23 protein-coding genes and 1 pseudogene are annotated in these 22507 nt (G+C 70.1%); 8 read left to right on the plus strand and 16 right to left on the minus strand.

Annotation, left to right across the window (positions count from 1 at the left end):
• Window positions 1-16 precede the first annotated feature (16 nt).
• Window positions 17-1306 (minus strand): acetyl-CoA carboxylase biotin carboxylase subunit family protein, encoded by a 1290-nt coding sequence (locus ACFYP5_RS09805; protein ID WP_389032794.1) that lies wholly within the window; start codon window positions 1304-1306, stop codon window positions 17-19.
• Window positions 1307-1448: 142 nt separating this feature from the next.
• On the opposite strand from ACFYP5_RS09805, the gene ACFYP5_RS09810 reads away from it, so the two are divergent.
• Window positions 1449-2501 (plus strand): LuxR C-terminal-related transcriptional regulator, encoded by a 1053-nt coding sequence (locus ACFYP5_RS09810; protein WP_389032796.1) that lies wholly within the window; start codon window positions 1449-1451, stop codon window positions 2499-2501.
• Window positions 2502-2774: 273 nt separating this feature from the next.
• Window positions 2775-3803, plus strand: a complete 1029-nt coding sequence (locus ACFYP5_RS09815) for a LuxR family transcriptional regulator (protein WP_389032797.1) — start codon at window positions 2775-2777, stop codon at window positions 3801-3803.
• A gap of 161 nt (window positions 3804-3964) precedes the next feature.
• On the opposite strand, the gene ACFYP5_RS09820 is transcribed toward ACFYP5_RS09815, so the two are convergent.
• From ACFYP5_RS09820 to ACFYP5_RS09865, 10 genes and pseudogenes are all read right to left on the minus strand, one after another.
• Window positions 3965-5476, minus strand: a complete 1512-nt coding sequence (locus ACFYP5_RS09820) for a solute carrier family 23 protein (protein WP_389032799.1) — start codon at window positions 5474-5476, stop codon at window positions 3965-3967.
• A 114-nt stretch (window positions 5477-5590) separates the two neighbouring features.
• On the minus strand, window positions 5591-6826 hold the full coding sequence (locus ACFYP5_RS09825) for an ATP-grasp domain-containing protein (protein WP_389032802.1): 1236 nt from the start codon (window positions 6824-6826) through the stop codon (window positions 5591-5593).
• Between the two features lie 59 nt (window positions 6827-6885).
• Window positions 6886-7935 (minus strand): isopenicillin N synthase family dioxygenase, encoded by a 1050-nt coding sequence (locus ACFYP5_RS09830; protein ID WP_389032805.1) that lies wholly within the window; start codon window positions 7933-7935, stop codon window positions 6886-6888.
• Between the two features lie 17 nt (window positions 7936-7952).
• Window positions 7953-8513: a TIGR00730 family Rossman fold protein gene (locus ACFYP5_RS09835; protein WP_389032808.1), complete on the minus strand. Its 561-nt coding sequence runs from the start codon at window positions 8511-8513 to the stop codon at window positions 7953-7955.
• Between the two features lie 30 nt (window positions 8514-8543).
• Window positions 8544-9308: an FAD-dependent thymidylate synthase gene (thyX, locus tag ACFYP5_RS09840; protein WP_389032810.1), complete on the minus strand. Its 765-nt coding sequence runs from the start codon at window positions 9306-9308 to the stop codon at window positions 8544-8546.
• A gap of 64 nt (window positions 9309-9372) precedes the next feature.
• Complete coding sequence (locus ACFYP5_RS09845; protein WP_389032812.1) at window positions 9373-9570, minus strand: hypothetical protein; 198 nt, start codon at window positions 9568-9570, stop codon at window positions 9373-9375.
• A 222-nt stretch (window positions 9571-9792) separates the two neighbouring features.
• Entirely contained in the window at window positions 9793-10137 is a 345-nt protein-coding gene (locus ACFYP5_RS09850; RefSeq protein ID WP_389032815.1) for a hypothetical protein, read from the minus strand.
• A 29-nt stretch (window positions 10138-10166) separates the two neighbouring features.
• Complete coding sequence (locus tag ACFYP5_RS09855; RefSeq protein WP_389032817.1) at window positions 10167-10475, minus strand: hypothetical protein; 309 nt, start codon at window positions 10473-10475, stop codon at window positions 10167-10169.
• Window positions 10476-10533: 58 nt separating this feature from the next.
• Window positions 10534-10794 (minus strand): annotated as a pseudogene (locus ACFYP5_RS09860) (oxidoreductase); the annotation flags it as partial.
• A complete protein-coding gene (locus tag ACFYP5_RS09865; RefSeq protein WP_389032820.1) occupies window positions 10718-11113 on the minus strand; it encodes an SDR family NAD(P)-dependent oxidoreductase in 396 nt (131 codons plus the stop codon). The gene ACFYP5_RS09865 and the pseudogene ACFYP5_RS09860, both read right to left, overlap by 77 nt.
• 150 nt (window positions 11114-11263) lie before the next feature.
• Here ACFYP5_RS09865 and ACFYP5_RS09870 point away from each other — a divergent pair, with 150 nt between their 5' ends.
• Window positions 11264-11977, plus strand: a complete 714-nt coding sequence (locus ACFYP5_RS09870) for a hypothetical protein (protein ID WP_389032823.1) — start codon at window positions 11264-11266, stop codon at window positions 11975-11977.
• Between the two features lie 20 nt (window positions 11978-11997).
• Complete coding sequence (locus tag ACFYP5_RS09875) at window positions 11998-12393, plus strand: helix-turn-helix transcriptional regulator (protein ID WP_313937349.1); 396 nt, start codon at window positions 11998-12000, stop codon at window positions 12391-12393.
• A 268-nt stretch (window positions 12394-12661) separates the two neighbouring features.
• Here ACFYP5_RS09875 and ACFYP5_RS09880 read toward each other — a convergent pair whose 3' ends face one another.
• On the minus strand, window positions 12662-13138 hold the full coding sequence (locus ACFYP5_RS09880) for a molybdopterin-dependent oxidoreductase (protein ID WP_389032826.1): 477 nt from the start codon (window positions 13136-13138) through the stop codon (window positions 12662-12664).
• 294 nt (window positions 13139-13432) lie between these two features.
• On the opposite strand from ACFYP5_RS09880, the gene modA reads away from it, so the two are divergent.
• From modA to ACFYP5_RS09900, 4 genes are all read left to right on the plus strand, one after another.
• On the plus strand, window positions 13433-14263 hold the full coding sequence (modA, locus tag ACFYP5_RS09885) for a molybdate ABC transporter substrate-binding protein (protein ID WP_389032828.1): 831 nt from the start codon (window positions 13433-13435) through the stop codon (window positions 14261-14263).
• Window positions 14260-15117: a molybdate ABC transporter permease subunit gene (modB, locus tag ACFYP5_RS09890; RefSeq protein ID WP_389032831.1), complete on the plus strand. Its 858-nt coding sequence runs from the start codon at window positions 14260-14262 to the stop codon at window positions 15115-15117. Before modA ends, modB begins: the two co-directional genes overlap by 4 nt.
• Window positions 15114-16205 (plus strand): ABC transporter ATP-binding protein, encoded by a 1092-nt coding sequence (locus tag ACFYP5_RS09895; protein ID WP_389032834.1) that lies wholly within the window; start codon window positions 15114-15116, stop codon window positions 16203-16205. The genes modB and ACFYP5_RS09895 overlap by 4 nt, the downstream gene beginning before the upstream one ends.
• Before the next feature lie 161 nt (window positions 16206-16366).
• Window positions 16367-16546: a hypothetical protein gene (locus ACFYP5_RS09900; protein WP_389032836.1), complete on the plus strand. Its 180-nt coding sequence runs from the start codon at window positions 16367-16369 to the stop codon at window positions 16544-16546.
• A 133-nt stretch (window positions 16547-16679) separates the two neighbouring features.
• Here the strand turns inward: ACFYP5_RS09900 and ACFYP5_RS09905 are convergent, their stop codons facing one another.
• The 4 genes from ACFYP5_RS09905 to ACFYP5_RS09920 form a co-directional block, all read right to left on the minus strand.
• Window positions 16680-19706, minus strand: coding sequence for a SpoIIE family protein phosphatase (locus tag ACFYP5_RS09905; RefSeq protein WP_389032838.1), 3027 nt, complete (start codon window positions 19704-19706; stop codon window positions 16680-16682).
• Between the two features lie 182 nt (window positions 19707-19888).
• Window positions 19889-20521 (minus strand): response regulator, encoded by a 633-nt coding sequence (locus tag ACFYP5_RS09910; RefSeq protein WP_389032841.1) that lies wholly within the window; start codon window positions 20519-20521, stop codon window positions 19889-19891.
• Entirely contained in the window at window positions 20521-21831 is a 1311-nt protein-coding gene (locus tag ACFYP5_RS09915) for a sensor histidine kinase (protein ID WP_389032844.1), read from the minus strand. The genes ACFYP5_RS09910 and ACFYP5_RS09915 overlap by 1 nt, the downstream gene beginning before the upstream one ends.
• A gap of 163 nt (window positions 21832-21994) precedes the next feature.
• The gene (locus ACFYP5_RS09920) at window positions 21995-22453 is read right to left on the minus strand and encodes a DUF1772 domain-containing protein (RefSeq protein WP_389032847.1); all 459 of its coding nucleotides are present in this window, start codon (window positions 22451-22453) and stop codon (window positions 21995-21997) included.
• Window positions 22454-22507 lie beyond the last annotated feature (54 nt).

Consider the following 22507-nt stretch of genomic DNA (forward strand, 5'->3'; position numbering starts at 1 on the left):
CACACTTCGGTTATCGTCATGCCGTTGCCACAGCGGCCTCCGCCGCTTCCGCTTCGGCCACTCCTACGGCCGCTGCGATCTGCCGCAGGAATGACCGGTCGGTGAATTCGTGGCGCTGCCAGAGCGATTCGAGCTTCGCCGGGAGTTCCGCCCGGTCGTCGAGCTCGCAGGTGATGATCACATTGGGATGGTCGACGCCGTCGATATTGAGCGACTGCGTCCGTACGACGTCGAGCTCGCGGGTCACGTCGTGCACGAATTCCGGGGAGAGTTCGCGCACCGGGAACTGCAGACACACCCGCTGGAGGCCGTGCCCGTGGTCCGCCTCGTCCGGCCAGGTCCCGTCCAGGATGGAGAGCAGGCAGTCGTACGTGTTGAAGCCGGTGGAGGCTATGCAGGGGGTGGTCGTTCCAGTGACTCGGGGATTGATTTCGAGAATCCGGTAGATTCCGTCCTCGTAGATCATGTCCAGACCGACCGCTCCGTGCAGATCGAGGGCCTGAGCGATCTTCTTGAGTTTCTCGGCGACCGGGGCGAATGCCAGATCCGCCTCCCGGCGCGGTGCCACATAGCGCAGCCGGCCGAAGTTGAAGACCGGGCCGATCTCCGCCGGCCCTTGCCACACCACCGGGTGGACGACGTACTGTCCACGGGCGCCGACCACTTCCACCGAGCAGATCTCACCGGACACACAGCGTTCCAGGATGAAATTTCCGCTGTGCGGTTCAGCCAAGTGCCGTTCGAGTTCGGCTTCGTCGGCCAGCGGCACCATGCCGGCGCCCATGCAGTCCCAGAGCGGCTTGCTGAGCACGGGATATCCCATGTCGGCGGTCTGGATCAGGATCGAGTCGACGTACGCCGGAATGCGCAGGCCGCGACCGGCGAGTACATCGCTGTCCACGAGCACGCCGGGCGGAATGTCGAATCCGTGCTCCTCCAGCAGCCGCTTCGTCTCCCACTTGTTGGCGGTGAGGCTCGTGGCGGCCAGGCTGTGCGCCACCATGGGAATTCCCACGGTCTCCAGGCGCCGTCGCACCACCGAGTCACGTAGGGCGTTCTCGTCGGCGATGGAGAGGGAGATCACCCCGTGGGCGCCCCAGTCGATGACCTTCTTGGCGAGTTCGTCGGCTGATATGTCACCGGCTATCTTCTCCGATTCACCGGGGAAGTCGTCGGGTCCGCACTCGCCGTCCGTGTAGAAGAGTTTCGCTTCGGTGTCCTCCCGCTGGAGACGTGTCTCAAGAGCTGTGAGAAAAGGCTTTGTCTGCTGAATCTCAATGGATCGCAGGAATGCGATTCGGCGCATTGTTTCACCCTTCCGGGGAACCTCGGTCGTTCAGATCGACCGTGCTGTACAGCGCGATATGAAGACTTTGCCAGCAGCAGCAGCTCAGTTGGAGAGATACTCGGTGTCCTAAGCTGGCCAGACCGGAAGAGGATCTCGACAAATGGCGCGTTCAGGGACACAACGCGGCGCCTCGGCGCTCATTCTCGAGCCAGTCCCGCTGTCCGTCTATGAATGGGCGCTGCGGAACGGCGGGCTCCGCGACGCCGACGGAGCTGCGGCCGAATTGGGCCTGACCATAGGCGAGTTGACTCTTGCGCGCGACAACCTACTGGAACTCGGGTTGCTTGTGTCCAGTACCGACGGCAGCGAACTGCTGCCGTCGGACCCGGCGATCGCCGAGATGCTCGCCCGGGCGCCGTTGGAGCAGGAGATCCGGCAGCGGCAGCAGGAGTTGACCCGCATGCACGCCCAACTTCGGCCTCTGGCATCGCTGTTCGCCGAACACAGTCGCGCCGGGCGCACCTCGGACGGGCTGCGCTCCTTCGACGATCCCACCGAGGTGCGCCGCGAGTTGTCGATGATGACCCGGCTGTGCACCGAGGAGATGGTCTCCATCCAGCCGGGCGGCGGCCGCGATCCCGACACGCTGAGCTCGATCGTGGCAGAGAGCCTGTCGATGCTGGAGAGAGGGGTGCGGCTGCGCACCCTGTACCAGCACACCGCCCGGGCGAGCCTGTCGACGCAGGCCTATGTGCGGTCGGTCTCCGCGGCCGGGGCCCGGATCCGCACCACCGCCGAGGCGTTCGACCGGATCATCGTCTTCGACCGTGAGACGGCGTTCGTCCCGCAGCCCCGGGCCGCGGGCCGGCCGCAGGGAGCCTCGGTGGTCACCGACCCGACGGTGGTGGGCTTCCTGTACCGGATGTTCGAGAGCCTCTGGGAGTCGGCCCGGCCCTTCGACGCCCAACAGGCTGAATTCCAGCCATCCACGGAGGAGTTGAAAACCTCGATCCTGCGTCTGATGGCGACCGGCCTGAAGGACGAGGTGATTGCCAAGCGGCTGGGGATGGCGACCCGGACCTTCCGCCGGCATGTGAAGGACATCACCGACGAGCTGGGGGTCGAGAGCCGCTTTCAAGCCGGTTTCCGTGCTTGGCAATTGGGGATTGCCCTGGGAGAAAGCGACGATCCCAGCACATCCGGGACGGATTGACACGCAGGCGGTTCAGGGCGGACCGGTGGGTCACGGCTTCGTCCCGGTCGGCATCCGACGGCTATTTGACATCTCTGTGAAATAGGCGCGTTCTGTGCACCGCTCCGCAGACGAACAGGCACAATGCCCATGCAGCAGGCACACACCCCTGCTCTGTCGGCGGCGGATTCGGCTTACTATCGGCACTCGGCCCATGGAAGCCACACTCCGCCTCCTTCTGCGTGATCACCAATACTCTCAACGGAGTTGGCTATGTATCCGGCAAAGCCAGTGGTGCCCATACCCAGCACGAAGGCGCGCGCCACGTACGTCGAACTCCTCCGGAAGGACTCGGGTGCGCAGTCCGAGCGGGAGCAGCCGGGCGGCTCGTCGGAGTGTCCTTTGGACGGCATCCGCGAGGATCGCGAGATCATGGATGAGCTCCTGTCCATGGGGATGGTCCGCGAGGACACCTCCTCCCCTTCGCGTCTCGTCGCGGTGGAGCCCGGCATCGTGGAGGCCCGGATCGGCGCGCTGCTGCGCTCTTCCGCGCTGACCATGCTGGAGGAGGCGCGGAACCTCACGGACCTGCTGCGACCTCTCATCGTCGACTCCCGGCACACCGCGGGACCGCAGGGCGGCGAGTCCATCGTCCGCATCCAGGGCAAGGCCGCGATCAGCGCCATCGTCAACGAGAGTGTGCAGCAGAGCACCTCGGAGCTGTTCACCGCGCAGCCGGGGGGCGGCCGGCCCAAGGCCACGCTCGAGCAGATCCGTCAGCAGACCGCCGAGCTGCTCGACCGCGGGGTGGAGGTGCGGACGCTCTACCAGCACACCGCCTGGCACGACGGGCCCACCCGTGAATACGTGACCGAAATGACCTCGCTGGGCGCCCAGGTCCGTACTCTCGACGAGTTCTTCGACCGGTTGATCATCGTCGACCGGAGCATGGCATTCGTCCCTGCCGACACCGAGCGGGACCAGGCCGTCATTATCAAGGAACCGGCCGTGGTGCGTTTCCTCACCGAGGTGTTCGAGCGCAACTGGCAGCGCGCCAAACCCTTTCAGGGGTCCCGGACTCCGAACGAATCGAGCCACATCAGCGCCGTGTTACGCGAGACCATTATCAGGTGTCTCATCCATGGGGACAGTGACAATGCCATCGCCAAGCGGATCGGGCTCAGCACCCGCGCCTACGCCACCCACCTGGCCAAACTCAAGGCCGATCTCAAGGCCGAGAGCCGCTTCCAACTCGGATATCGGCTTGGCCAGTTGGCAGGTGGCGGCCCGTCTCCCGAAGCAGGCGAAACAGCCGGGGTGTGAAGTGACCCTGGGATCACTTCACACCCCGGCCGCAGGTGCGCCGTATCGACGGCTGGTTGATGCGCTTCGCCGGCCCGGTCCAGGGCCGCTCGTTCGGATCCTGCCGGCTCGCGGGGGCCCGGCACGCACCGGACCCCGCTCCCTGATCCGGACGAGAGAGCTCAGGAGGCCGTGACCGCCGGAGCGGGGCCGGGCTCGAGGAGGGCGGGCGCGGTCTCCTGGACCGGGGCCGGCACGAGCCGGGGGCCGGGAGCCGGCGCCGTGGGTACGGCCCCGCGCCCCTGCGCGACGGGTGCCGGACGGGACTCCGCAGCCGGCTCGGCGGCAGGACGTCGCAGTGCCGCCAGGACGTGGTAGCCGAGGAGGGTGACGAGGGTGCCCAGGGCTATGCCGCTGATCGAGAAGGTGTCCGTCACCTTGAGCGATACCCCGCCGATGCCCAGCACCGCGCCGGCTGCGATCGGGACCAGGTTCACCGGGTCCGCGAAGTCCACCGATGACTTGATCCAGATCTTGGCTCCGAGCAGCCCGATCATCCCGTACAGGACGACGGTGATGCCGCCGAGGACACCGCCCGGGGTGGCCGCGACGAGCGCGCCGAACTTGGGGCACAGGCCGAACAGCAGTGCCGCGGCGGCCGCCATCCAGTACGCGGCGGTCGAGTAGACCCGGGTCGCGGCCATCACCCCGATGTTCTCCGCGAAGGTCGTGGTCGGCGCGCCGCCGACCGCCGAGGAGACCGCTGTGGCCAGACCGTCGCCGAGGATGGCGCGCCCGAGTACCGGGTCGAGGTCGGACCCCGTCATCTCGGCCACCGCCTTGATGTGCCCGGTGTTCTCCGCCACCAGGGCGATCACGCCAGGCAGCACGAGGAGCGCGGCGGACGCGGTGAACGTCGGTGCGTGCATGGTCGGCAGGCCGAACCACGGGGCCGAGGCGGCCTCCGAGAGCTGTACCCGCAGATGGCGGGTGACCTCGCCGGTGGCCCCGGGCGCGGTGATCGGGCCGGCCGTCCGGTCCAGCACCCACGAGAGGACGTATCCGAAGACCAGACCCACGAAGACCGCGAGCCTGCTCCAGAATCCGCGCAGCAGCACGCCCGTCACGACGACCACGCACATGGTCGCGAGAGCCACCCACTGGTCCTGGGGCCAGTAGATGTCGGCCACCACCGGCGCCAGGTTGAGCCCGATGAGCAGCACCACCGCGCCGGCCACGACGGGCGGGAACGCCTTGTTGATCAGTCCGGGCCCGGCGAAGTGGACGATCAGGCCCACCGCGGCGAGCACCAGCCCCGCGACGAGGATCGCGCCGGTGACGGTGGACGTGGTGCCGCCGGCCGCCCGGATGGCGGCCACCGCGCCCACGAACGAGGCGCTCGTGCCCAGGTAACTGGGGATCCGGCCCTGGACCACCAGCAGAAACAGAACGGTCGCGACTCCGGACATCATGATGGCCAGGTTCGGGTCGAGCCCCATGACCACCGGAAAGACGAAAGTCGCACCGAACATCGCCACCACGTGCTGGGCTCCGAGGCCCACCGTACGCGGCCACGAGAGCCGCTCGTCCGGCATCACCGCGGCGCCCGGTTGCGGTGCCCGGCCGTCGCCGTGCAGGCGCCATCCGACACCGAGGATCCGGCGTGCCGGGCTCGGGCTCTGTGTTCCCTTCATGGTTCTCGTTCCTCCGGTCATGGGCAGGCCGCCGCACCGCCGTGGCGGCGGTGCGGCGGTGCCGTTCAAGGGGTGGGTGCGGAGAGGGGAGACAGCCGGTCTCTCCGGAGGGACTCAGCTTTCGATGCAGCTGGTAATGCCCGCGATGGCCTCGTCGGCACGGGCGTCGGCCTGGTCCGGTCCCGGCGCCAGGACGATGACGTGGCCGAGACGGGTGTACTTGGAGTGGGTGCTGCCCACCAGGTCGCCCGGCTCCGCGTAGGAGCGGACGGCGATGACATGCGGGCTGACGGCGAGGCCGCTCAGGCCACGGAAGACACCGTGCCGCGGGGTGTTGATGAACCGGAGCGCCACCGCGCCGCTGCGGGTCGGCCGGGTGTCGGGAAGCTCGCCGAGGACGGCCTGGAGATAGGCCGCGGCCACGCTGACGCCGGTGGCGTGCTCGATCATCTCCATGACGGATCCGTCGGGCGGACCCGCGCCCACCTCGATGAGCCGGGGCCCCTCCGCCGTCATCTTCAGATGGCTGTGCGCGATGCCGTCCCGCAGCCCGAGGGCCGCGAGCCCGCGCTCCACGGTGGCCAGGATCGTGATCCGGGTCAGCTCGTCCACGTCTGCGGGCAGGGTACGGCCGAGCTCCTCGCTGTTCCGGCCGCCGGTGGAGATCCGCCGGACGATCGCCAAGTGCGTGCAGCCGCCGCGGTGCAGCACGGTCTCCACGCTGTACTCGGCGCCTTTCAGGTGCTCCTGGATCACCGCGACGGCGTCGAAGCGGATTCCGTACGTGATGTCCTCGCGCCATTTCAGGGCGCGCCGGACCGCGCCGGGGAGCTCGTCCGGCGTCTCGACGAGGGTCTGCCCGATACTGCCCGAGCCCTCGGCCGGTCTGACGACGACCGGGTAGTGAAGGCCGGCCGACCGCAGCCGCTCCTCGGCGGCCTCGGGCGAGACGACCGCCGCCGTGCGCGGCCCGGGCACGCCGCGCGTCCGCAGGGCCTGCGCCATCTGCCACTTGCCGCGGGCGGACTGTGCCATGGCGGGATCATGGCCAGGCAGTCCCAGCCGGTCGGTCAGCGCTGCGGCGACCGGGGACAGCGTCTCCCGGCCGACCGCCACTCCGCCGATGCCTTCCTGGGCGCAGTACTCGGCGAGTTGGTCGACGGCGTACGCCGTGCTGCGGAAGTCGGTGAAGATGGTTCCGGCGAGCTGCTTGCGCAGTTCGTCGGGACAGCTCCGGTACAACTCCCGGTGGGTCGCGATGTGCAGATGGATCTCGAGGGTCTGAGCCGCTCCCACCAGCTGCTCGGCCACGGCGCCTTCGGCACCCAGCAGCAGAACTGCTCTGGCCATGGTGTTCTCACCTCGCTTTCGACGGCATCTCGTAGTTCGCGGAACGATTCGCCCCGGACTTACGCGCCATACGCTCTGCTGAACTTACCGATGATGTAGTCGCCCGAGCGCACCGGTTGGTGCCTCGGCGGATTGAGCGGGCCTGTGCAGGTGGGGATGCACTCGATGAGGGCGTCGAAGGCCGGCTGGTGGAAGAAGGGGACCGAGTAGCGTTCCTTTCCAGCCAGCTCACGCGGCGGATTGACCACCCGGTGGACGGTGCTCACCCACCGATTATTGGTCCAAATAGCCATCAGGTCACCGATGTTGACAACAAAGGAACCCTCGATGACGGGCACGTCGAGCCACTGGCCGGCCTTGTCGAGGACCTGCAGGCCGCCCGGGCCGTCGTCCTGGTAGAGGATGGTCAGGCTGCCCCAGTCGCTGTGCATCCCCTTGCGGAGCTGGCCGGGCGCGGGGGGCTCCGGCTGCTGCGGGTAGAAGTTGGCGGTCAGGTTGGTCATGTGCTGCTCGATCTTGTCCTCGAACCAGTTCTCGGGCAGATCGAGTGCAAGGGCGAACAGCCGCATGATGTCCGCGGCCAGCACCTCCATCGCCGCGTAGTAGGACCGGTATGCCTCGGTGAAGCCGGGCAGTTCGGGCCAGCGGTTCGGGGTCCGCAGAGCCGGGTCGGCGTCGGCGGGCAGCGCCCGGTCGGCATCCGGCTCGCCCAGGCGGTTGACCGTGAAGGTCTCCGAGATGTCCGGCAGTGCCCGCTCCTGCTCGACCTCGGCCTCCGCGTTGGAGGCCGCGAGGCTGCCCTTGCGACCGAATCCCCGCATCAGCGGGTCGGCCGGAACGGCGAGCAGTTCGGCCTTGGTCCCGGCCGACAGCGCGAAGAACTCCCGGGTGGCCCGGTACATCTCCGTTATCGTGCGCTCGGGCACACCGTGGCCGACGATCACCAGGAAGCCGCTGGTACGGCAGACCTCGTCGATCACCGCGGCCAGTTGCCGTTCCGCCTCCCCGCCCGACCGGGCGGAACTCAGGTCGATCACCGGGACATAGCCGTCCACCACGGTGACCTGCGCGGCCTCGGGGGCCGCACTCTCCACATTCAGTACCGACATCGCTCCTACTCCCGATCTCAGCCCCATCGCGGCGGCGGGGGCTCCCACTGGCTTACAAGGTCGAGGAATTCGTTCGCGTCCCCGACGGACGCGAGGGTGCCGAGCTCCTGCTCACGCAGGAATCCGCTGGCGGACATGCGGCAGATCATCCGCAGGAGCCGGTCCCAGTAGCCGTCCACGTTCAGCATCGCCATGGGCTTTCCGTGCCGGCCGAGGATGAGCCAGGCCCAGGCTTCGAGGATCTCCTCGACGGTGCCCACCCCGCCCGGCAACGCCACGAAGGCGTCCGCCAGGTCGGCCATGATCTGCTTGCGTTGGTGCATGGTGTCGACGATGTGCAGTTCGGTCAGGCCCTGGTGGGCGACCTCGGCTTCGACAAGGTGTTTCGGGATCACTCCGGTGACCCGGCCGCCGGCCGCCAGGGCGGAGTCGGCGACGACCCCCATGAGGCCGGCCGCTCCCCCGCCGTAGACGATCTCGTGCCCCTCGGCGACGAGTTGCTTGGCGAAGGCCGCGGCGGCTTCCTGGTAGATGGCCTGGTTCCCCAGGGCCGAGCCCGCGTAGACCGTGATTCTCATGACAGGAACCTCCGTCGGATCGCGATCAGGTCAGGGACTGACGCGTCCGAACTTCTCGAACGCCTCGTGGGTCAGCGGCATCAGCCGCGCGAACTCGTCCTCCATCTGCTCGGCCACCACCTCGATCTCCCGCTGCGGGTGCGACACATAGGCGGCGTCGGCGCGGTTGGTGCGCAGGCCGAGGAAGTGCATCAGCGAGCGGGCGTTGCAGGTGGCGTACACGGTGGAGAAGGTGGCCACGGGGAGCACCATGCGGGCCAGCTCGCGGGCGATTCCGGCGTCGAGCATCTTCTGGTATTCGCGGAAGGCGGACCGGTATGCCTCGCTGGTGGCGGTGGAGAGCAGCTCGTAGTCCTCCTCGCTGCCCGGCACGTACTGATAGTGACCGGGCTTCCCCTCCTGTTTCAGCGCCCGGTCGCGATCGGGCACGTAAAAGACGTTCTTGAGGTCCTTGTAGCGGGCGCTCTCCTCATTGAAGGACCACATTCGGTGACGCATCATGTGGCGGATCGCGAAGATCGGCGCGTGCACCAGGAAGGTCATCGAATTGTGCTCGAAAGGGCTGCCGTGACGGCTGCGCATCAAATACCGGATGAGACCTCCGATATACGCGTCACCGCGCTCCTCGCGGTGCGCCGCCTCGCCGGCGGTGGAGACCCGCGCCGCACGTACGACTCCCAGGTCGGAAGCGGTGTGGTCGACGAGCTCGACGGTGATCTGGCTGCGCAGTTCGATTTCGGGACCGAAGACGGGTGCGTCAGTGGCGGGGACCTCAAGGGCCGGGCTGATCGTCATCGTACGTTCCTCCGATGGATTCTGTTCAGCGGTGCTCGATATTGTGCTTCTGGAATATGCCTGTTCAGTCCCAGCCGTGATCGTCGGGCGAGGCGCTCGTGGTGGGGGTGGTCGTCGTGGTGGTGGTGTCGGCCACGGCGGAACCGGCGGTCGCGACGCCCACCGCAGTGGCGACGAGTACCGCCGAAGCAGCAGCGACCAGGGCGGACTGAATCCCACGGCGAGTGGTGGAAAGCTTCATCTGGAACGCGTTGCTACGCATAATTTGATTCCTCTTCTCGATGTTTGTGGGCGGCTCCCCCGCTCACATCTCTATTCTTCGAAAACAGGCGGCCCCCAATAAGGTCAGACTTGTGCAGTGCGTAAGTACGAAACCAAGTGCACGAACATGCGCCCCACGCCGAAGCCCCGCTGCCGCGGTGCGACAGCGGGGCTTCGCGGGCACGGGACAGGGTTCCTGACCTGGGCGGAACGGTCGCCCCGGCTACCGGTCGAGGCCGCAGCAGACCCGGCCGGGACCACGCGTGGACCCGGCCGGCGCCTTCCCGGGGGTGGGCAGGGACACCGGCTCGGACGTCTCCCGGGCCTGGGCGTGGATCTCCCGTACGGCACAGGTCGCGGTCACCACCGCCGCCCGGGCCAGCCCGAGCGCCTCCCGCGCCGAGTCGATGTCACGGTCGGGCAGACGTACGACGACGTCCGTGGCGCACTCGATGAGGTGCAGCGCGGCACGTGCCAGCCGGTCGTCGCAGGGATAGCCCTGCGAGACAGCCTTGTGGGCGGTCTCCAGGAGCGCGGCAGCGCTCAGGGTGTGCTCGTTGGTTTCCAACTCTCTTCTCCTTCAACGGTGTGGGCCGATCAGTTCGTCAGTCGGTCATTTCGTTCGTCGGTCGGTTCGTCGGTCGGTTCGTCGGCGCCGGCCGGCGACCTGACTTCCTGCAGAGACGCGCCGGCCACGAGCGCCAGCGGCGCACCGTCGGTGCCGCAGTCGTCGAGCAGTGCGCGGAAGTGCTTGGCCGTGTGCCGCGACCAGTCGGCGGCGAGCGAGCCGAGCTCTGCCGCCGACCTGCGGTCCGCGGACCCGTGACGGCGGACCTCGGTACGCACGGCCGCCATCAGCCGGGCACCGGCCGGCCGGCACTCCGGGTCCGCGGCCGTCGCGTACACGGCCGGGTGTCGGCGCCGGCAGATCGCCGGGCGGGAAGGCGCGAAGGAGTGCCCGGCCTCAGCCGGCGAAGAGGCCGCCTCGGTGGATCTTGTGCTGGGCCGCCTGGGCGAGCGGGCGCACCACCAGCTGGTCGGCGTTGACGTGCTGCGGCAGGCCGACCGCGAAGGAGACGCATTCGGCGACGTCCTCGGCGGCCGGCGGCCGGTCGACCCCTGCGTAGACGGCGGCGGCCCGCTCCCCGTCACCGTGGAAGCGGTTCACGGCGAATTCCTCGGTGTGCACCATCCCGGGTGCCACCTCGACCACCCGGACGGGCTCGCGCCCGCCCGCCCGTCTCCTCGGCGACCCGCTGGATCAACTCGCCCCGCCGCGCCACCAGTACGGTGTCGAACCCGTCCTTGGCGAGGCGTCGGGCGATGGCCGCGCCGATCCCGCCGCTCGCCCCTGTCACCACGGCTGTTCTGGTCATGCTGACCTTCCCCACAGTCGTCCGCCGCGACCGTTCCCGCGGTCGTTTCCGTCGGGCTGTGCCGCCCGGAACGACTCTGCGCGCGGGTGGTCGGGCCTCGAAAGGGTCACAAGCTTGCAGCTGCAGGGATCTGAACCGGCCGCTGCCTTCATGACTGTGCGGCGTCATATTTCTGATGGTTCCGACCCTCCGGGGCCGACGGAAGAGTCACCTCCGACCGAGACGGACCCCGGCCGCGACGCCGACGAGGCGGTCGCCCGGTGCGGCCGGGTCGCCGACGGCATCCGCATGGAGACCGAAGAGACAGGTGTGCCTGACATGACCCACAACCCGATGCCGTACCGGACCGCCCCGCAGCGGACCGCCCCACGCGATCCGGCGACCGTCCCGACAGGCGACCCGGCCGAGGACACCGCCTGCACGAGCCGTACGGGGCAGCGCCGCACGCCCGGCGCCACCACCCACCACGCGGCCGTCGACACCCGCCCGCACATCCTGGTCGTGCACCGCTGGCGCGACGAGCACGCCCTGTACGAGAACTACATCGACCACACCACCCACCGGGTCACCTACGTGACGACGGAGCTCGGCCGGTCCTCGCTGCCGCCTGCCGCCGCCGGCGTCGTCGAGGTCACCGCCACCGATGACTTCGGGCAGGTCAGCGCCGCGGCCGCAACACTGTCCGCCCTCTTCGGCGCCCCGGACCGGGTGGTCGCGCTCAACGAGGGCGACCTCGACACCGCCGCCGGTCTCCGCGCCCGTCTGGGCCTGCCCGGCCAGTCCCCGCAGGACCTGGCGAGGTTCCGGGACGAGCTGGTGATGTGCGAGACGGTCAGCGCGGCCGTTGTCCGCACGCCCGCCTTCGCCGACGCCCCCGACGCCGCCGTGCGCGCCTTCGCGGACACCCACGGCCGGCCCGTCATCGTGCCGGTTTCCGGGGCCGTCGACGGGGCGGACCGCCGCTCGGCGACGACGTCGCAGCTCCGGCGCGCGATCGGCGCGCCCCGGGGCCTGTTTGGGTCCCGCGGGTGAGTGCACCTATGTTGGCGCACATGCAGTCCTACACGATCGGCCAGGCCGCCCGGCTGCTGGGCGTGAGTCCCGACACCGCACGGCGGTGGGCGGATGCCGGCCGGGTGGCGACCCACCGCGACGAGGGTGGCCGGCGGCTCATCGACGGCAAGGACCTGGCCGCCTTCTCCGTGGAGCTCGCCAGGACCGGGAGTGGCGAGGAGGACGCCTCGTACACTTCGGTCCGCAACGCCTTCCCCGGCATCGTCACCGCCGTGAAGCTGGGCGATATCGCGGCGCAGGTGGAGATCCAGGCGGGTCCGCACCGACTGGTCTCGCTGCTGACCCGGGAGGCCGTGGAGGAGCTGGGCCTGGAGGTCGGCATGGAGGCCACCGCCCGTGTGAAGTCGACGAACGTGCACATCGACCGCGCCTGACGCGGGGCGAGCGGGCGGCCCCCGTGGACCACGCCGCTACGAAGCAGAAGGCCGCCCCGTGGGCGGTAACGGGCGGCCGCCGCCCGGGCGACATGCCGCTCACGGGTGTATGTGACCACCCGCTCCGGCCGACGCAGCAGAATGCGCCGCCCGCCCCGCCCGCCTCCTGCGGTACGTGCTCCGCGACCAGGACGCCGACCGGACCGGCCGGGCTCGCGGGGCTCCGCTCGCCCATGTCACGTCCACGAGCCGGGTTCCTCTCGCGGTGTCACGTCCACGAGGGGTAACCACCGTCCACGCGTATCGCGTTGATGCCGCTGATATGCCGGGCTCCGCAGCGGTCCTGAGGCAGCACGAGCTGAGGTCCGGCACGGTCGAGCGGGGTGTCGTCGATGCTGACCGCGAGCAGGACCGCGGCACGGCCGAAGTCCGGGTCGATCTCCGCCCAGGAGAGGAGGGCGTGGTGGCCGTCCGCGCCCGTCACGGCGATCAGGAAGCGAAGGCGGTCCTTGCGCCGGGCCGGGTCGAAGACGGGGCCGGCGGCGGACAGGACGTCGTGCAGCAACGGTCCCGTGAAGCCGTGATGCTGGATGCCACTGGTGGCGCACTCGAAGCTGACCCGCACGCGGTGCTGGGGCCAGCCGAGCAGGTCGGACACGGTCAGCCGGGCCGGGCGCGCAACGTCCCCGGTCAGGGCGATCTCCGCCACCGGATCGGCAACCCGTTCCGTCAAGGGCCGGCTCACTGGCCACCACCTCCCCCGGATGACGGCACCCGGACCGCAGCTCCGTACAAACGCACATGCATACCCTGCCCACAGACAGTCCAGCTCATGCAATGCAACAGGAGACTTCACCCTTGCATTTGCGGCAGTATCATCCCCATGTGCATGCCCACCGGACCGGGGAGGCGGCTGCCTGACGGGCGTCGGTGTCGACGCGCTCGGGCGCCGGGTCGGCGGCGGCAGGCTGCACGCCGAGCCGGACCGCCGGATTGTCCTCGGACCGGACAGAGAAGAATCAGAGGGAGTGGACCCGTGATGACCCGTTCCGCACGCCGGACCCGCCGGACCCTGCAGGTGGCCGTTGCAGGTACTGCTGCGCTGCTGGCACTGAGCGCCTGCTCCTCGTCCGACGACTCGTCGTCCAAGTCGGACTCGTCCGCCTCGGCGCCAACGGACTCGTCGAAGAAGCTGTCCGGCACGGTGACGGTGTTCGCCGCCGCCTCGCTCAAGGAAAGCTTCACGACCCTGGGCGAGGAGTTCGAGAAGGAACACCCCGGTACGAAGGTCACCTTCAACTTCGGTGGCAGCGACACCCTCGCCGCCGGCATCACGGGTGGCGCCCCGGCCGACGTCTTCGCCGCCGCCAGCCCCAAGACCATGGCGATCGTCACCGACGCGAAGGACGCGTCCGGTACCCCGTCCACCTTCGTGCGCAACCAGCTGGAGATCGCCACCCTGCCGGGCAACCCCGACAAGGTCTCCTCCCTCAAGGACCTCACCAAGGCCGGCCTCAAGGTCGTCCTGTGCGACAAGACCGTGCCGTGCGGCGCCGCCGCCCAGAAGGCCCTCGACGCCAGCGGTCTGAAGCTCACCCCCGTCTCGTACGAGCAGGACGTCAAGAGCGCCCTGACCAAGGTCGAGCTGAAGGAGGCCGACGCCGCGGTCGTCTACAAGACGGACGTGAAGGCAGCAGGTGACAAGGTGGAGGGCGTGGAGTTCCCCGAGTCGGCCGACGCCGTCAACGACTACCCGATCGCCCTGCTCAAGGACGCGCCCAACGCGGACGCGGCAAAGGCATTCATCGAACTGGTGCAGTCCGCCGAGGGCCAGAAGGTCCTGACCGAGGCCGGGTTCCTCAAGCCGTGACCTCTCCCGACAAGTCCGACGCCGCGGTCGAGCTCCTCCCGGGCCGGCCGCGGCGCGGACGCGTCCGACGCCGCCGCGCGGGGGTTCCGCTCCCGCTGCTGGTGCCCGCGCTGATCGGTCTGGCGTTCCTGCTGCTGCCCCTGGTCGCGCTGCTCGTACGGGCGCCGTGGCGCAGCCTGCCCGAGCAGCTGACCAGCACGGAGGTCTGGCAGTCGCTGCAGCTGTCCCTGGTCTGCGCCACCGCGGCCACGGCGGTGAGCCTGGTCATCGGTGTGCCGCTGGCCTGGCTGCTGGCCCGTACGGACTTCCCCGGACGCGGCCTCGTACGCGCCCTGGTGACCCTGCCGCTCGTCCTGCCCCCGGTGGTGGGCGGTGTGGCACTGCTGATGGCTCTCGGCCGCAACGGTCTCGTGGGGCAGTGGCTGGACTCCTGGTTCGGGATCACCCTGCCGTTCACCACGGCCGGGGTCGTCGTCGCGGAGGCGTTCGTCGCGATGCCGTTCCTCGTCATCAGCGTGGAGGGCACGCTGCGGGCGGCCGACCCTCGCTACGAGGAGGCCGCCACGACCCTGGGTGCCTCCCGCTTCACGGCGTTCCGCCGGGTCACCCTGCCGCTGATCGCCCCGGGCATCGCGGCCGGCTCCGTGCTGGCATGGGCGCGCGCGCTCGGCGAGTTCGGCGCGACGATCACCTTCGCGGGCAACTTCCCGGGCCGTACCCAGACGATGCCGCTGGCCGTCTACCTGGCGTTGCAGAGCGACCCGGCAGCGGCGATCGCGCTCAGTCTGGTGCTGCTGGCCGTGTCGATCGCGGTGCTGGCCGGGCTGCGGGACCGTTGGATGACGGCGTCATGACCCACATCGACAGCGCCACCGCCGGCCCCGTCCCCGACGCCGCACGCGACGACGGCCTCGACGCCCGCCTCGTCGTGGAGCGCAGTTCCTTCCGGCTCGACGTGGCGTTGACCGCCGCGCCCGGTGATGTCATCGCGCTGCTCGGGCCCAACGGTGCCGGAAAGACCACCGCGCTGCGCGCGCTCGCCGGGCTCACTCCGCTCACCGGCGGTCATCTGCGCCTCGACGGCGCCTCGTTGGACCGTACGCCGCCCGAGTCCCGTCCGGTCGGCGTGGTCTTCCAGGACTATCTGCTCTTCCCGCACCTTTCCGCCCTGGACAACGTCGCCTTCGGCCCCCGCTGCCAGGGCGCGTCCAGGGCCGAGGCGCGCGCGCAGGCCGCGCAGTGGCTGGACCGCATGGGCCTCGCCGACCACGCGGGTGCCAGACCCCGCCGTCTCTCCGGCGGCCAGGCCCAGCGCGTCGCCCTGGCTCGCGCCCTGGCGACCCATCCCCGGCTGCTGCTGCTCGACGAACCGCTCGCCGCACTGGACGCCCGCACCCGTCTGGACGTGCGCGCTCAACTGCGTCGCCACCTCGCCGAGTTCGAGGCAGTCGCCGTGCTGGTCACGCACGACCCGCTGGACGCCATGGTCCTCGCCGACAGGCTCGTCGTCATCGAGCACGGCCGAGTCGTCCAGGAGGGCGCCCCCTCCGACATCGCCCGTCGTCCGCGTACGGACTACATCGCCCAGCTGGTCGGTCTGAACCTCTACAGGGGGCGGGCCGAAGGCCACACCGTACGACTCGACGCGGGACCCGGAATCACCACCACCGAGGACCTCACCGGCCCCGCCTTCGTCGCCTTCCCGCCGGGCGCCGTGACCCTGTACCGCGACCGCCCCACCGGCTCCAGCGCGCGCAACCTGTGGCGGTGCGAGGTGGCCGGCCTGGAGACCCACGGCGATCAGATCCGCGCGGACCTCACCGGCGAACTCCCCCTGGCCGCCGACCTGACCACGGTCGCGGCGGCCGAACTCGACCTCCACCCGGGTGCCACGGTCTGGGCGACGGTCAAAGCGACCCAGACTCACGCCTATCCCGCCTGATCTCAGCGCAGGCCCTGACGGGGCAGCCCGCTGACATCCGGTCGTGATCCGGACCGGCCCGGCGACATCGCGCACGACGATGCCCGAAATGCGACGTTCGCACTTACATGCGAATCTGGTATTGGCCTATTTCTCGAGAACGACAGCCGCTGACAGGAGGCATGATCGTGAGCAAGAAACAGAGCCGGCAGAACCGTGGTGCCCGGACCGGCGGCCATGAACGCAGCGCTGTTGCGGAGACGAAGGAGCAGCAGCCGCAGACGACGTCCACGCCCGACACGGTGCGCTCGATATCGGAGCCGGTGTCCCACAGGAAGCAGCGAAAGTTCGGCCACAACTGATCATCTCCAGCGGTCGACCGCCACCCGGAGACCGCGGTGTCGGCGCACCCCTGAGGGGCCACCGCATGGGCCCCCTCAGGGGCGTTTCTTGCGTTCGAACGGCGGACCCGGCCGCCGCCCGGCTGAAGAGCGGTCAGGGCACCGGCTGTTCCGTCCAGATGCACTTGCCGGTGGCCGTGTAGCGGGCACCCCAGCGCTGTGCGAGGGCGGCGACCAGCTGAAGTCCGCGGCCGCCCTCGTCGGTCTCGGTGGCGTGCCGGATGCGGGGCGTGGTCAGGCTGCCGTCGGACACCTCGCAGATCAGGCCCTCCGCGCGCAGCAGCCGGAGCCCGATGGGGCTTCGGCCGTACCGGACGGCGTTTCCCACCAGCTCGCTGACCAGGAGCTCCGCGGTCATGGCGAGCTCGTCGAGCTGCCAGTCGGCCAGCTGGTCCCGGACGTGGTTGCGGGCCTCCTGGGCGGCGATCGGGCCGTCGGAGAGGACCCAGCCGGCGATCGACTCGGCGGGTATCGCGCGGGTGCGGGCCACAAGCAACGCGGCGTCGTCCGTGAGCTGCTGGCCCGGCAGCAGCTCGGCCAGGATGTCGTCGCAGAGCCGCTCCAGCGATGCCGCTTCGTCCTGGTCCTGCACGGCGGCAGCGGCGGTGGCCAGCGCCTTCGTCAGGTGGGACATGCCCCGGTCGATGTCCCGGGTCGCGGATTCGATCAGCCCGTCCGTGTAGAGCACGAGCAGGCTGCCCTCCTCCAGGACCGCTTCGGTGGTCTCGAACGGCGGCAGAGCGGCGCCCAGCGGTGGGTCCGGTGGGCGGGTGAGGAACTCGGTGGTGCCGTCCGGGTGCACGACAGCCGGCGGGGGGTGCCCGGCGGAGCCGAACGTGCACGTGCGGGTGACAGGGTCGTACACGGCGTACAGGCAGGTCGCGTAGAAGTCGTCACCGAGGTCGTTGACCACGTCGTTGAGGCGGTTGAGGAGCTCGTCGGGCGCGAAGTCGAGATCGGCGAGCGTGTGTACGGCGGTGCGCAGCCGGCCCATGGTGGCCGCCTGGGACAGGCCGTGTCCCATCACATCGCCGATGACCAGCGCCACCCGGGCGCCGGACAGCGGGATCACGTCGTACCAGTCGCCGCCGACCTCGACGCCCTCGTTTGCGGGCAGATAGCGGGCGGCCGCAGCGACAGCGGGCAGCGTGGGCAGAACCTCCGGCAGCAGACCGCGCTGGAGCTCCTGAGCCCTGGTGTGCTCGGCGTCGAACAGCCGGGCGCGCTCGATGGCCTGTGCCATCAGCCCGCTGAGCGTGATGAGCAGCGCCCGCTCCTCCCCGCTGAGGTGGCGCGGTTCGGTGAAGGAGATCACGCAGCATCCGATGAAACGGCCGGAGACGATCAGCGGCAGGAAGGCCCAGGCGGACTTGTTGATCGCCGCGGGGGAGTCGACCCGGTCGGGATAGCGCTCGACGTACTCCTCCGCCGAGTCGATGAAGGTCGGCGTCCTGGTGCGGTGCACCTCGTCGACCGGGGTGATGTCGCTGACCGGTACCCCGTCGACCCGGTCGAGAAACGATTGCGGGTATCCGACCGCCCCGGCGACCCGTACCATCTCGTCCTCGATGAGATGGAAGACGAGGCCGGAGGCGCCGAACGGCGCCATGACCCGCTCGGCGGCGGCGTTCACGACGTCCTGCATGGTCAGGGCCTCGGCGAGCGCGCTGGTCAGCTCGGTGATACGGGCGGTGCGGTCGGCCGTGACGCGTTCCGCCGTGGCGGTCTCCGCCTCCTGCGACCGGATCTCGGTGACATCGGCGGCGTACACCGTCAGGCCGTCCGGCACCGGGACCAGCCGCATGTGGTACCAGCGCCGGTTGGTCGGCCACCGCACGTCGAACCCGCCCGGTGTGCCGCTTTCGGCGGCCCGCCGGTAGGCCGCCTCCAGGCCGAGTTCGATGGCGTCGACGCCGATCTCGTCAAGGGCGTCCCACAGGACCCGGCCGAGGAGGTCGTGCGAGGCGCCGAGGAACCGTTCCGCCTCCACATTGACGAAGGTGATCCGCCACCCGCTGTCGACCGCGAAGAACGCTTCACTCATGTGCAGCAGCGCGCGGCTCACCGAGTCCCGGGCGATCCGGCTCTCGGTGGTGTCCCACACCGTGCCGACCATGCGGGCGGGCCGGCCGTCCTCCCCCGGCAGGACCCGGCCCCGCGCGCTGACCCAGCCCGGGGTCCCGTCGGGGCGGCAGACCCGGTACTCCACAGCGGACACCCGGCGGTTGCGGATCGCCTGCTCGATCTCGACGAGCAGCCAGGGCAGGTCGTCGGCGTGGACCAGTTGGGTCCACGTCTCGAAAGTCTGTTTCGAGGACTCCCCCTCCATACCGAGGATGGCGAGGGTCGATTCGTCCCACACCTGCTCGCCGGTGGCCAGGTCCCACTCCCAGGAACCCATCTTGAGGGCTTCCAGCGCCTGCCGCAGCAGGGTTGCGGACGGCTCCACCGGCAGTCCCGAGCCGGGCTGCTTCTCGCGCAGCCGACCGGCTTCGCTCCGGTCCGACCCCGTCCGCTGGTCCCTCAGCCGCAGGGCGGCCCAGGCGGCCAGCACCTCGATGGCCCCGCGCTGCCACGGCGTGGGCTGCCCCTTGCCGACAGTGAGCACGGACAGTGCGCCGGCCGCCCCGCCCGGGGTGAGCAGCGGAACGGCCAGCAGCCCACTGCCGTCGGGCAGCGCGGAGGTGGGGGACCACGGGGCGGAACCGTGGGGGTGGTGGCCGGCAGTGTCTCCGGGGGCCGATTCGTCTGTGCTGTCCGGTGAGTCGCCCTGCGTGCCGGGCGCCGCGGAGGCTTCCGAGGCACGGCCCCTGTCATCGGCTGCGGGCGTCCATACCGACACGCCGCCGGTCACCGCCCGGGCGGGCGCGGTCCCGCCGTGCTCCTCGATCTCTTCCCAGTCCTGCGCGACGGTGCGGACCAGTCCGCTGCTCGCCATCAGCAGCAGCCCCCGGCCTCCGGGGCCCCGCACATGCACCATTCCGCCCAGCCCACCCGCCTCCGTCACCGCGTGCTCCAGCGCGAAACTCAGCAGATCGGCACCCCTGAGTTCCGCACCTGCTTCAATGATCATCCGAAGTCGCGCCGCGCCGGCCTCGTCCATGAGGAGCTGTTCAGCCATCGCTCACTTCCCTCCGCGAACCCGCGTAGGGCAGGACACCCGGATTGAGTGGTATTTCCTTTTTCAGTGTACTGACGAGTCGCTCATGCGTACCGCTGAGACATCGCCCGCCGAAGGCGCCGGTGGGCGGCACCGCCTGTGCCAGGCCGTGCCACCCCTCACCGGGACGACCTCGGCGAGGGTTACGCGCGCAGGAAGGCCAGCACCGCCAGGACTCTGCGGTGCGTCTCGTCGGCCGGTGGCAGGTCCAGCTTGGCGAGGATATTGCCGATGTGTTTGCCCACCGCGGCCTCGGAGACCACCAGCTCCGCGGCGATCGCCCCGTTCGACCTGCCCTGGGCGACCAGGGCCAGCACCTCCCGCTCCCGGGCGGTGAGCCGCTCCAGCGGATCGCGTCGGCGGCGCAGGAGTTGGCGTACGACCTCCGGGTCGACGACCGTGCCGCCGTCGGCGACCTCCCGCAGGGCGTCGACGAACTCCTCGACCTGACCGACCCGGTCCTTGAGCAGATAGCCGACGCCGGAGCCGTCGCCAGAGTCGAGCAGGTCGGCGGCGTACGTACGCTGCACATACTGACTGAGCACCAGCACCGGCAGCGCTGGCCACTCGGCGCGGAGCTCCACCGCCGCGCGCAGTCCCTCGTCCTGGAAGCCGGGCGGCATCCGGACATCGGTCACGACAATGTCCGGCGTGTGCGCGGCGACCGCCGCGAGGAGCCCTTCCGCGTCGCCGACGGCGGCGACGACCTCATGGCCGCAGCGGGTGAGCAGTCCGACGAGGCCCTCGCGCAGCAGCACGCTGTCCTCGGCCAGCACTACACGGAGCGATCGGTCCGCTCGCAGGGAAGGCAGGGAACGCAAGGAATCTCCACGCGCAAGAGGGTCGGGCCGCCGGGCGGGCTGGACAGCGCAAGTCTGCCATCCAGTACGGACACCCGGTCGGCGAGGCCGGTCAGTCCCGTTCCCCCGCCGCCGGTGCCGGCCCCGCCGCGGCCGTCGTCGCGGACCTCCAGGAACAGCCGGCCCGCCACGTGGCCGCCCGTCACTTCGGCACGGCTCGCGCCGCTGTGCCTGGCGATGTTCGCCAAGGCCTCGCAGACCACGAAGTACGCGGCCGCCTCGACGGCTTCGGGGTACCGGTCGGGCAGGGCCAGGTCCAGGTCGACGGGTGTCGACGAGCGGTCGGCCGCGTCGGCGACGGCCGCCTCCAGGCCGTAGTCGGCCAGCACCTTGGGATGGATGCCGTGGATCAGCTCACGCAGTTCGGCGAGCGCCCGGCCCGCCTCCTGATGAGCCTTGGTCAGCTGGTCGGCGAGGGGGCCGGGCGGGGCGTCGAGACGGGCGAGTCCGAGGGTCATGGTGAGTGCGACGATGCGCTGCTGGGCCCCGTCGTGGAGGTCGCGTTCGATGCGGCGGCGTTCCGCCTCGAAGGCATCGACCAACCGGACGCGGGAGCGGGCGAGTTCAGTGACCCGGTCCCTCAACTCGCTTCGGCGGTCACCGATCAGAAGCCGGGTCAGTTCTGCCTGCGCCCCGGCCAGCAGGCCGAGGACGCAGCAGCCGAGCGCCAGGAGTACGAGACCGGCGGCCGCGGTGGCGAAGGCTTCGGGCCAGCCGGTGACCGTCCACTGCTTCACCACGCGGGCCTCCTCGCCGTTCCCGTACAGCTGCATCACCGCGGGGGTGGACATCAGCGACAGCGGGACAGCCGTACAGGCTGCCAGCGCGAGGGCGTCGAGCGGCCAGAGGACCACGGCGAGCAGCAGCGCGTATCCGAGTTCCCGCCAGGTCGCCTGCTCCCGGTAGCGGTACGTCAGCCAGCTCCACAGACCCGGCTCGGCCGGCCGGCGGTGCGGGTCGGGCGTCGGGGACCGGTCGATCAGGCGGAGCCTGCCCCGCTCCGCGGCTCCCACCGGGATGCCGCAGAGAGCCGTCAGCGCGAGCAGCGGCAGCCCGACCGCCACCAGGGAGAGCACGCCGCCGAGCACCACGCCAAGCGTGATCACGAAGAGTACGAGGATGCCTGCGAGGGCTCCGCTCAGCAGGTATCCGGCCGACCGCCAGGGCCAGGACGACAGCAGATAACGGGGGCCCGCCAGGGCCTGCCACACATTCCGGGGGCGCATGGCCTCACCGTAGAAGACGCCGATCCGCCCGGACCATCCGTGCTGCCGGAGTCCCGGGGGTAGGGCCGGCCCTACCCCCGCTGCGAGGGAAGCCGATGACTTGGGGAGGTGCCGGACGCCGCGGCCCCGGCCGTGATCCGCCGGGCCGCCCCGGCCACCCGCCCTACACGGCCGCGGCGACCAGCAGCGCGAACGCACCCGTCGACAGCACGGTGCGGATCCGGTGGAGGGTGTTCCAGCGGGGCTCGAAGGCCCGGCGGGCCACGCTGTCGTCGCCGCCCTCGGCTGCCGCGAGTGCCGAGTTGAGCGGGACATTGCCGATCACGGTGACGAGATGGCTGAGCACCGCGCAGGCCAGGGCGCCCGCGACAAGACCGCCCTCGGCGGAGGTCCGGCCGTCGACCGGTACGACGAGGGCGGCGACCGGGAAGGCGACCACCCCGAGGAAGAGAACGAGGAACACCGGCCCCGGCACCTTCTCGTTGAAGCTGCGCATCGCGGCGGCGAACTCGTCGTCCGGCAGCGGCTTGAGGCCGGGCATGATCCCGATCAGGAAGGACAACAGGAAACCGGCGTAGAGGCCGGTGACGGCGGCGGCGAGCGCGAGCAGCAGGGAGGCCATGTCTCACATCATGGCGTGGCGGGGCGGGGTGCGCGGTGCCATTTCCGCAAGGCC

It is taken from the genome of Streptomyces sp. NPDC005262 (assembly GCF_042872425.1).
In the GTDB taxonomy this organism is placed as follows: Bacteria; Actinomycetota; Actinomycetes; order Streptomycetales; family Streptomycetaceae; genus Streptomyces.